The following is a 10672-nucleotide window of genomic DNA, read 5'->3' on the forward strand; positions in this document are numbered from 1 at the left end:
GACAAAGAGGTCTCCGGCGGGCTCCGAAGGGCAGAGGCGCTGCCCCTGCACCCCGCAAAGGCGGCGGGCTTCCTTGGGTCCGGCTGAAGGACCTCTCGCGGGTTCAGCGACATTCTAGAAGTTGAAGCTCAACGAAAGGGAGCCGAACACGTGGGGATGTGTCTGGCCGTAGAACTCCTTGGTGCGCACCACTTGCGTGTAGGTGACGGCGAAGTGGCTTGAGGGGCGGACGGACAGGCCGAAGTAGGCGTCGCCCACGAGGGTGCGCTTGGCTACGCTCGGGCTGTCGCGCCAGGTGTTGCCGTCCAGGAAGATGTCTCTTGCCACCGCTTTCCCTTCGAGTCCGCCAAACACGTGAAAACCCGGGCGGCTGTCTTCGAGTCCCTCGATGGGTGCGTTGACGCCGTCGGCGGGGCCGATGAAGGAGGTTCCGAAGTCGGCGGGCAGGTTGTAGCCGAAGCGGACCTCGCCGCCTGCGTTGACGTAGGTTTTCACGTTGCCGAGGGTGGCGCCGAAGTGCGGGGTGGCATCGAAGCCCCAGCCTCCGGTGCGGGCGGGGTCTTTGTCGGGGAACAGTCTCCAGTTCCGCTCCCATGTGAGCAGGATGCCGGGTTCGTCGTGCAGCTGGTGCTCCCATCCGTTGGCTTCGTCCACGCCGATGAGCCTGTGGAAGTCGTTCTGCACCTGTTCGCCCATGGCGGAAGGGCCGACTATGCCAAGAGTGAGCTCGAACACGTCCAGCTGCCGGCTGTTCTTGGCGTGCAACCCGAGGGTGCCGTAGAGCCAGCCGGCGTAAGGGCGGTCGTCGGGTTGCGGCTTCGTGGTCTGGGTGTCCACCGGCGTGAAGATGGTGTGCCCGACGCCGAACGAGATGGAGTGTCGGCGTTCGTCGTTGATCAGGGGCAGGCTCCCGGCGAGCATCTCGATGCTGGCGTGCACGTCGGCGTCCTCCCAGCTCTCCAGCACGGGGGAGACCCATGTCGCCTGCACGCCGTTGGTGTAGAACTCGTCCGTTCCGCCGCCGAACTTGTCGTTTTCGGTGTGCAGCACGAACGTGCCGGCCCGCAGGTTCTCGGCGAAGCCGTCGGCGAGGGCCGCACTCGGCAGCGAAAGAAGAAAGACCGCCATGAAAGCGGTTATGGCGGCGCGCATTACTTGTACTTCAAGCCGCACTCGAAGGCCTTGCCCGCAAGCTCGCCCACGCCGTGGTAGGTGCGCGCGCCCGGGGTGAACACCAGCGGACGAATCTTCTCGATGTCCGGGAATTTGCCGTCCAGCAGCTTGTCGTCATCCACCTTGACGTCGCGGATCGTGCCCACGAGCAGCATGTGCATGCCGAGGTTGACCTTTTCGGTGAGCTCGCACTCGATGACGGCGGGGAATTCCTGCACGTACGGGGCGTCGACAAACTCGGCGCGCACCGGGGTCAGGCCGGTCTTGGCGAACTTGTCCACGTCCTTCCCGGAGGCGATGCCGAGGTAGTCGGCCTGTTCGGCCTGATCCTGACTGCACACGCTCACCGTGAACGCGCCGCGTTCGATGATGCCGGGATAGGTGTGGCGGCTCTCGCGGATGGCCACGCAGACGCTGGCAGGGTCGGAGCAGCAGATGCCGCCCCAGGCCGCGATCATGGCGTTGGGCTTTCCGTCGAGGTCGTATGCGCCCACGGTCCAGACCGGGGCGGGCAGGGCAAAGGGCTTGGAACCCAGAGATTTTTTCATGATTCGCTCCTTGTTTGACGGCGGAGTGTACCCCAGCTTGCGCCGCAAGGGAACCGCAGAAAGCTACAGCCCGACCGGAAGACGTCGGAAAGCCTTCTCCAGCATCGGGGCGCAGGCGCCGCAGCGCTCGCAACCTTGATCGCAGCCGTCCATCCGGTCGAGAAAATCTTCCGGCAGGGACCGGTTCTCCACATGCAGCAGGTGCGACGCGTCCCCCACGGCGTCGAGCATCCCCAGCAGGTTGCCGTCCCAGCGCCCCTCCACGTAGCCCCGAACGACCCGGCGCAGGAACTCCGGTCCGCGGGTGCGCCCGCAGACCTTCAGCACATCGGCCACGCCTTCGTAGCGGGCTGCGTCCTCGGGCCTGATGTATGGGGAGGCCAGCAGCATGGCGGGATGCTCCACGAAAGCCTTCAGGCAGGCGAACTCCCGATTGGCCTCATGGGTTCGCTCTTCGCATAGCCCAAGATTGACCATGGCCACATGCGCGTTGTGCGCGCCTTTGTATGGGCATTGCGGCAGGCAGCCCTCATTCGCCAGAAGCACTATCTGCGCACCGGGCAGACGTGCCCGGGCCGCTTGCGCGGTACGCTCGAGCGTCTCGAAATTCCGGTTCACCGAGCGGTCCAGTATCACCCGCGACGGCATGGCGAAGCCGCTGGTTTCCACGGCGTTCAGCACGGCATTGAGCCTCGCCGGGGAATCAATCATGGCATTGACGCTGGGCACCGCTTCCAGCCTGGAACAGCTCTCCGGCGCAGCCGCGCCGAGCGCCCTGAGCAGATGAAAGTCCGCCACCACGATCCCGGCAAGCCCGGCATCGGTCCGCAGCGCGTCAAGATCCTGCGCCAGCGCGCCCATGGCCTGACGGTCGAGGTAGCGCTCCGGCGGCAGCATCCGCCCGTTGAGCAGCAGATACCGAGGCACTTCAGGCAGCTCACGCAACGCATCGAGCACCGCACTCCTGTCTTCCTTGCCGTGCTGACGCGCGTCGAACGCTCCCAGCCCCGGCAGCGCGAAATGAACGCTGTCCAGTCTGTCCCCCAGAGCCCGAAGCTCGGAGACATAGGTCGCACCCGGAATCAGCGGCGCTTCGATCTTCATCCACAACCCCCTGCAATACCTTGTTGCCAGCGCCCGCAAAGAGGCGTATTCGCTGGCGATGGACTGGTTTACCTCATACGGCGCGCTGCCCGCACTCGCGCTCGCCGCGCGCATCATCCTGCTCGGCTTCGAGAGGATCGTCGTCAAACGGCTCGGCGCCAATGTGGACCCGTTCGCGCCCACGTTTCTCTTCTTCGCCCTCGGGGCCGTCCTGCTGCTTCCCTTCGTGCCGTGGGACCTGCCCGCCGAACAATGGAAAGCCATGACCGTCAGTTTCGGCTCCGGTATCTTCTACGCGGCGGCCTTCACCTGCTATGTTCATTCACTCTCGATGGGCGAAGCCTCGCTCGTGAGTCCTCTTTACAACGCAAACGTGCTCTTTCTTGCGGTGCTCGCCTTTCTCTTCCTCGGCGAGCCGCTCACGCTCCCCAAGCTAGGCGGTCTGGCCCTTCTTGTCTACGGGGCCTCGCAACTCAACCCGCAGGGCAGCTTCCTGAAATCCGTCAAGGCCATCCTCACGGACTCGGCCTGTCGGTTCATGGTGCTGGCATCACTGCTCATAGCCTGCGGCAGAGTCGCCGATGCCCATGTGGTCTCCGCCGCCAGACTCAACACCGACCCGGTCGCCTATTGCTTCGTGCTCTACTCGGTTATCGCCCTGTACGTCCTCATCGCGCTGCTCGTACGCAAGCGGACCGGCGACATCGTCACCCTCATGACAAAACGCCCCGTGGCCGCAACAATCGCAGGCGGCATCAACGGCTATTCCTATCTCTTCCTGCTGGTCGCCATGACCAGAATCGACGTCAGCATAGCCGAGCCCGCCTCCATGCTCAGCGTGCTCGTCACCCTGGTGCTCGCCCGAAGAGCGTTCGGAGAACAAATAGGCAAACGGCTCGTTGCCGCCGTCATCATGCTCGCCGGAGCCTGGCTGCTGATGATGTAGGCATGGTCGCGCTCAAGTTGGCTCCCGGCGGGCTTTCGGTTGCTCCCGAGGGCTTTTCGCTGTGTTGAATCGGTGAAGCAGGGGAGTGTGTTTTGGGATAATCGGGATTGTGGGAAAAAAGTTTGCGTTTGCCGGAAAGAGTTGTTGACAAACTCGGCGGGCGCAAGTATCAACCCTCTTCACCGAGCACGTCCCCATCGTCTAGCCCGGTCCAGGACGTCGGCCTTTCACGCCGATAACAGGGGTTCAAATCCCCTTGGGGACGCCAACGAAATCAAAGGCTTACGTGATTCACGTAAGCCTTTTTCGTCTTTTCGTGTCTCCCCTATGTGTCTTCAGACCCATGTCAGCTTCCGGCAGCCTTGCCAAACAGGCCATGACGGTTGCCTTTTCTTTCACCGGACTGCTTGCTCAGCGCAGCGTCCAGCGCATCCACCGCCCCGGTCGTTCTCGCCACCCGATGGACATACCCCTGCGTCGTGGCCACGGACTTGTGCCGAAGCAGTTGCTGAACCTCAAGCAGGTTTGCCCCGTTATGGACGGCGATGCTTGCGGAGAGGTGCCGAATGCCATGAAAGCCGAAACGTCGGACACCGACCTCGTCACAGGCCCTCTTCAACCAGCGATTGTTCGGATCCTTTAAGTCATCGAAAGCGTCATCAAACACGAAGCCGCTTCCACCAGACGCCAATCGCCACTCGGCCATCAGGGCCCGAAACGCCTTGGACATAGGAATTAGGTCGAATTCGTCATTGCCGCTACGTCGCTTGCGCGTCCATAGGCCGATCATGTCACCATCGAAATCGACCTCTTCCCACTGCAAGCGCCACAGTTCATTTTTCCGGGCTGCCGTGTGGTAGGTAACCAGAAGCAGTTTTCTTTCCCTTGGCCCGACAAAATCCAGCACACGCCGGAAGTCATCAAGGGGCGGCACGTAACGCGGTTGGCGCTTCTCCGGGAACTTGTCCACCAGTTGGAACGGATTCACACGGTCCATGCCAAGGTATCTCACGCCCCAGTTCCAGCCAGCGCAAAGGTTCTTCCTGTCCTTGTTGGCCGTATTGCCAGTTTTCTCGCGAAAGACCTTTGTCAGGCAATCCAGCACAAGAGCTGTGCTCAGTTCGCCCACCAATGTCTTTTCCCGATTCGGCAAATGCTGAATCAGCCGACGCAAGGCAACTTGCTTTTCACAGTATGATGAATGGCACATCGTGCTTTCGGCGAAATCCATGTATCGTTCGCCCCATTCACCCACCGTCAAGGCCCGACCAACGGTGCTCAGGTCTTTCTGGTGCTGGCGATCTGCTTGGATCAGCGCCTTGCGGGTCTCATTTTCCCAAACCGTTGCATCTTTCTTTTTGTCAAAGAGCTGGGTGCGTCGCATTTGCCTTCCGGCTGACGGGGTAAACCGCACCACTCCCCGCCACTTTTTGCCTTCCTTATAGGGCATTGGGTATCTCCTTATCCGGAAGGCCGCTTATTGCCTGAATATTACCAAAGGCTGTGGGCACTGGTCAATTTGACCTTGCGCCGACGGGGAGTACCGCGCTCCCCGCAGACTTCATGCTCTGGAGCATCAACGCTTCCCTGCCGCATGTAAGCCTCGACGGCTTCACGGTGAAAGCGTATCCCGCGCTTCCCCACAGTGAGCGCGCCAAGACGCTGCTTCATGTCAGCTCGGCGCACCAAGCTTTCGGAGCAGTTCAGCATCCTCGCCACGTCTTTGACCTTCAACACATCGGGCACAAACGACCATCCTGATTGTTGGTTAACCCGCCTGCTTACAACGTGCGAAACGAAAATCTCTAGGTTCAGGGGTAGGTTTTTGAAAATTTATATTCAATTAAATTGGACTGTTATAAAAGCGGTCGAAAAAGTCGTTTTGGAAGACGGTTTTTCCTCGTCCAGCCCTTCTCCCTGACTGGTTAGGGGAAAACACTGAGAAGCCCCCTTGCGTTTTCTTTTTCCCGGGCCTTTTAGTTGGCTTTTTGCAAAACCCCCTTGTCATTTGTTTCCAGCAGTGGCGCTCGCGTACGGCTTTGCCGGAAGCGAGCGCCGCTGCTGCGGATCAAATGACGCTGGGGGGCGCGACCGAAACCGCGCGCGCAGGGGATGAATAGATTTGCATTTCGGCTTTTTTCGTACGCCGAAGGCGGCGCCAAAAAGCCGAAATGCAAATCTAGAAGGGGGGCGCAAGACGACCCCCTTTGTTTGGTTTGCTCATGACGCAGAAGAAGCCCCAGAAAGGGGCTTCTCTTGAAAATATGAATGCCTGACGCAACTATACTCTAAGCAAGGGTCTTGTCATGAAGGTCCGTCGTCCCTGCGGGACGTCTGACATGGATAAAAAGGTATCGGCTCGGAGCCGAAACGCCAATTGGACAAGAAAGATCAGCTTTCAATTCCCGGAAACAAGGCGGTGATACCGTCTCACTCCGGGTGGGCCAAGCGGTCCGAAGCGGACCGCCCGTGGCAGAAGCTGCCACACAACTCAAATTACGGGATAAATGAATGCCCTGTTCCCAGAGAAAGAAGAATCTTTCATGAATGTCCAGTTAATAGGGAATGTCACAACGTAAGCGCATAAGTCTTACGTCTGCGGCAGATGCAGAAAAGTGACCATCGGGGACGTTGGCAATGGCTGGCGCTCTGGTCCAGCCGTTCATCGGGTAATGGGGTTGTGTTGAACCGGCGTTGGTTTCGGAAAGGGTGCCGTTTGTTTTGGAAAAACGGCGGTAAGCGTTGAAGCCGTAGGCTTCGTATGTCGTCATCAGTTCGGATTCCATCGCGAACTTATGACGACCAGATCGGTGGTAGTGCCTCCTTTGTATCAAGGTTTATGGCTTCTGATACCACGGCACTTTCTCCGATTTCCAATCACAGGCCGTACTTTCTGAAGTTTTTTTGTTGCCGCCCGTCGCCTACAACGCAGAATGGCACGGACGTCGCTTTGGTCAAGACCAAGCACTTCGTGCGTGTGGCAAAGCCACACGGTCTTGACCAAACCGCTTTTCCCGTGCTGCGATAACAGTATGCGAAGGCGACGGGGATGGCAGTTTCGGGTCAGGCTCAAGGGATAATAGAAAGTCTATAAAATGCTGGATTAGCCCGATTGAAGCTTCTTTCCATTAATAGTGTTCACCCAGTGGACCAACAAGCTGAATCCACTTCTTTGCTTGGGCAATCCCAAGGGCAGCAAAGGACCGACCTTTCAGTCCACCATAGAAATAAGGGGCATACTCCCATTCAGCGAATGTATCGTAACAGGAATTCTAAAGACCACATCTCTGGACCTTAAAAAAATGGGATTAGACAGTGCTCCGGATGAGGTGTAGGCCTTTAAGGCTTCACCTAAACGGCGATCTTTAGGCTTGAGGCAAGCCCCATACACAAAAGACCCTTTATAGTGCTTTACTTTTTTAAAATTGTTGGTACTTTTTTATCGGGTTTGCTATTTACATTTACCTGAAGCCATAATTTATTGAGAGGGAGCACATGTATCAAACATTAGTTAATCGCGGAGTCGCCGCAGTTTATCACTTCACAGATAGGGCCAACATCGAATCAATTATACGAAACGACGGACTCCTTCCACTAACAGTACTTCGGGGGCAAAATATCCCGGACATTCGATATGGCGGGAACGACTGGTCTCATGAAGCAGATGCCAGAAAGGGAGTCAACCAATACGTACATCTTTGCTTCGACACAAATCATCCAATGGAATATTGTGCTCGGCAGGATGGAAGGATCACCGAAACATGCTGGCTAGAAATCGACCTAACATTGCTAAACAATGAAGAGGTTATGTATACCGCAGATGTTTCTAATAAAGTTGATGTTCCACTACTGACGGCTGATGAAGCAAAAGAGGCGATTGACCTTGATGGGATATATCAGTTCTTAGACTTTAGAGTTGAGGGAAACCAAGAAAGAAAGAACAACGCAAAGAAATCAGAAATACTGATCCCCTACGGGGTTCCTCTCAACAAAATATTAAACATCAACACCTTTAGAAGGTAAAAAATGGCCACCCGCCCAATATTCGTAGCCTCCCTATCATCATTAGGCGTTAAGATGATTAATGTCCATTTCAAATGGCATCCTGGGTATTCTGTAAGTCAAAAACAGAAATCAATCGAAGATCTTCATAATCAGGGGCATTTTCGAGGGATACAAAACATCCTAGAAGTATCTAGCAAATCGCCGATAGAATTAGGTGTTAAACTAAGTGCATTCAATCTCAAAACTAAAACAAAAAAGAATGACAAAGAGTTCTCTGTTGAGACAGCATTTCAAGGAAGCAAAGTCTTTGAAAATGGAGGCCCATATACTGATCTCATATTTGCAGACTCTCGAAGTGCAAAAAAAGATTTCCGAATAAAAAATTCAGGCCCTTTGGTTCGTTTTGACTTTTTTGATTACTCATTCAAGCTCAATCCTCAAAGTTTTTTTTATGATTGGTTGTACATTAATACACTATTAAACAACCCTGAGTTGTTGGCTCAACTAGACCAATACACAGCCTTTACCGATATCGAATTTAATCCAAAAAAATCAATCAATTGCCAAGCCTTCTCTTTAGCCTTGTTCAGGACGCTAATTGCAAACGATATGATCTGCGGCAAAATGATTGAACCTGACAAGTTTTTTGAATTAACGAAAACCATCTACGACAAGTCGAAGGAAGGCACTAATATTCAAAAACATCTTAGCTACTAAGTAGCACCACTATGACAAAACCAGATAAAGGCCAAGCCAAAACACGGGAAAAAGTAGAACTATTCATTGTGTCCCTATGGCCGTTATTCTTACTCATAATAGTTATAACCGTGGATATACCAATATGTTTTGGTGATCATTGTAAGTTCATTGGGATTGTCCCTATAATAGAAAGGAATAGCGTACCAATTACTTCAGTTATTTTGCTTGCACTCGGACTTATATTTTTAAGTAGATTCAAATATAAACTAGAAGGCAGTTCAAATATTCCTCTCACCATATCCAACGTCGAGAATGTCAACTACGAGCACCTCACATTCCTTACTACCTATATCATTCCCCTAATTTGCTTCGACTTGTCACAAACAAGATACATCCTTGTAATGGCAGTCTTATTAGTCATTATTGGGATGGTATACATAAAAACCAATATATTCTATGCAAACCCATCACTGGCTTTACTTGGATACCATATTTACAAAGTAGACGGAGACTTTAGAGGGCAAGATAAGTCAGGTGTTATTCTTATTTCAAAAGAAAAACTCAGCACATCAGATAAAGTCTTTTATATGAAACTAGACCAAAAAATCTTTTATGCGAGGAAATCACAATGACCATTCAAGAACTACGTGATGCATTGATACCTTTCACAGGAGAACACATCGGGGCCGAAATCTACTTCATATTAAAAAATGGAGATGCATTAGCGGCAAAGTTTGCTGATCTTGAAGCAGATGCCCAAGAAAATCTTAAAGACCAGTTCGTCAAAAACCTCGACGACAAGATAATACAAGACGAAACCATTTCACTTCTCCCTCTGTCTGCAGCTGATGAACGAAGCAACGTGGTGTACAAATACGATCTGGATGATGTTCCGAATGAGCTAGAATTGCTCGACACGATACTTGAAGATGCTGAACTTCCACAGTTTTCATTTCAAAATGACAACATGGGAAGCATTAAAGGTTTTCTGGTGCTAATTGGAAACGATGAGAACAAACTAGCCTTATATAAGCGACATTACCCTGTCAGCTTGATCAAAAAAGATAGTTCCTTCATTATGAAGTATAGATCCAACCTGAATAGGTTCGTCCAACTTGACTCTGATATAATCAAAATTAATTCAAAGTTTGAATTCTTTAAATTCAACGACGAAATCTTCATATGTGATTTAAAATCGTTGGAGAGGTTCTTTGGGTTTTCAGATATTATCAAAAAGGAAGCACAGAAAGGTGTAGATAACATTCGTGCTGCTGACATACTCGAAAATCCCAACTTCCTGCTTGAAGAGATTGAGAATGTATCATTTTCAAGAAAACTCACGAAGGTTCTATCGACCTCACCAGTTCTTGGAACAATACCTAATGAAACAGTTGTTAGCTTTGTTGAAAATCACCCGATGCTCAAAACGAGCTTAAAAGCAAATGCAAACAAGGACAAACTGGTACTTCATACAAAAAAAGCGCGCACTTTGTTTTTAAAACTACTCAATGATGACTATCTAATCTCACAGCTTACCTCCCAGTATTATGACAGCCTTGCAAAGGACAACATCCTAACTGAATGATCGTTCATAACGAATGAAGGGAAGCCATCGGAGGACCTTAAAAGCTAAGTGAAGAAGACTAAGGGTCGGGGCTTTCACCACGACCCTTTTGGGAATGAAGATCTTGATGAAAAATTAATGCTCAAGGCATCACTTTACGTGTCTCCCCCGTGTCCCCACCCCTTTCAAACGTAACTTTCATGCGATCTGTGTCTTTCCCAACCCACTGAAATCATGTAAATAAGCGACCTTCCGGGTTTCGTTTTCTTGCCTTTCACGCCGATAACAGGGGTTCAAATCCCCTTGGGGACGCCAGAGAATTTGTAAAGTCCCCCCATCTTAGGGCCAGTTAAGTGTAGAGATTTCCGACCGGTTTTTTGAGGTTGCCCAGAGGGCAGGGGGTCCCCCCTGCCCTCTGGGCTGCAAATTCGATTGGCGTCATGTTGCCGAGAGATTCATGAGGCCGCTCCTCATTGTACTCCCTGACAAACTCCTCGGTGCTTTGGCGGACTTCGCTCAAGCTGTCGAAGATATACAGATCCAATACTTCCTCCCGATATGTCCTGTTGAAGCGCTCGATATATGAGTTCTGTGTCGGCTTGCCCGGCTGGATAAAGTCCAGCTCAACGCCGT

Annotated in this window: 12 protein-coding genes and 1 tRNA gene; 6 read left to right on the plus strand and 7 right to left on the minus strand. The window is 52.9% G+C overall.

The window, feature by feature from the left end; all coding sequences use genetic code 11:
- Positions 1–114: 114 nt before the first annotated feature.
- From BR24_RS13430 to BR24_RS13440, 3 genes are all read right to left on the minus strand, one after another.
- Entirely contained in the window at positions 115–1152 is a 1038-nt protein-coding gene (locus BR24_RS13430) for a lipid A deacylase LpxR family protein (protein ID WP_496541995.1), read from the minus strand.
- Complete coding sequence (locus BR24_RS13435) at positions 1152–1721, minus strand: flavin reductase family protein (RefSeq protein ID WP_496541996.1); 570 nt, start codon at positions 1719–1721, stop codon at positions 1152–1154. Before BR24_RS13435 ends, BR24_RS13430 begins: the two co-directional genes overlap by 1 nt.
- Positions 1722–1784: 63 nt before the next feature.
- Entirely contained in the window at positions 1785–2825 is a 1041-nt protein-coding gene (locus BR24_RS13440; protein ID WP_496541997.1) for a hypothetical protein, read from the minus strand.
- A 58-nt stretch (positions 2826–2883) separates the two neighbouring features.
- Between BR24_RS13440 and BR24_RS13445 the strand changes: the two genes are divergently transcribed.
- A complete protein-coding gene (locus BR24_RS13445; RefSeq protein WP_496541998.1) occupies positions 2884–3771 on the plus strand; it encodes an EamA family transporter in 888 nt (295 codons plus the stop codon).
- Positions 3772–3961: 190 nt separating this feature from the next.
- Positions 3962–4039 (plus strand) — tRNA-Glu (locus tag BR24_RS13450).
- 78 nt (positions 4040–4117) lie between these two features.
- Here BR24_RS13450 and BR24_RS13455 read toward each other — a convergent pair.
- The 3 genes from BR24_RS13455 to BR24_RS13465 form a co-directional block, all read right to left on the minus strand.
- Positions 4118–5221: a tyrosine-type recombinase/integrase gene (locus BR24_RS13455; RefSeq protein ID WP_496541999.1), complete on the minus strand. Its 1104-nt coding sequence runs from the start codon at positions 5219–5221 to the stop codon at positions 4118–4120.
- A 41-nt stretch (positions 5222–5262) separates the two neighbouring features.
- Positions 5263–5481: a hypothetical protein gene (locus BR24_RS13460; RefSeq protein ID WP_496542010.1), complete on the minus strand. Its 219-nt coding sequence runs from the start codon at positions 5479–5481 to the stop codon at positions 5263–5265.
- An 845-nt stretch (positions 5482–6326) separates the two neighbouring features.
- The gene (locus BR24_RS13465) at positions 6327–6557 is read right to left on the minus strand and encodes a hypothetical protein (protein WP_496542000.1); all 231 of its coding nucleotides are present in this window, start codon (positions 6555–6557) and stop codon (positions 6327–6329) included.
- Between the two features lie 709 nt (positions 6558–7266).
- Between BR24_RS13465 and BR24_RS13470 the strand changes: the two genes are divergently transcribed.
- The 4 genes from BR24_RS13470 to kwaB are packed head-to-tail and all read left to right on the plus strand — an operon-like array spanning position 7267 to position 10060.
- Positions 7267–7794, plus strand: coding sequence for a DarT ssDNA thymidine ADP-ribosyltransferase family protein (locus tag BR24_RS13470; RefSeq protein ID WP_496542001.1), 528 nt, complete (start codon positions 7267–7269; stop codon positions 7792–7794).
- 3 nt (positions 7795–7797) lie between these two features.
- Entirely contained in the window at positions 7798–8493 is a 696-nt protein-coding gene (locus BR24_RS13475) for a DarT1-associated NADAR antitoxin family protein (protein WP_496542002.1), read from the plus strand.
- Between the two features lie 11 nt (positions 8494–8504).
- Positions 8505–9107, plus strand: a complete 603-nt coding sequence (gene kwaA, locus BR24_RS13480) for an anti-phage protein KwaA (RefSeq protein WP_496542003.1) — start codon at positions 8505–8507, stop codon at positions 9105–9107.
- Positions 9104–10060 carry an anti-phage protein KwaB gene (gene kwaB / locus BR24_RS13485; protein ID WP_496542004.1) on the plus strand — a complete coding sequence of 319 codons (957 nt, stop codon included), beginning with the start codon at positions 9104–9106 and terminating at the stop codon, positions 10058–10060. Before kwaA ends, kwaB begins: the two co-directional genes overlap by 4 nt.
- A gap of 328 nt (positions 10061–10388) precedes the next feature.
- Here kwaB and BR24_RS13490 read toward each other — a convergent pair.
- A partial coding sequence (locus BR24_RS13490) for an integrase core domain-containing protein (protein WP_496542005.1) occupies positions 10389–10672 on the minus strand: 284 nt, incomplete at its 5' end.

Source organism: Pseudodesulfovibrio halophilus DSM 5663 (genome assembly GCF_059568665.1).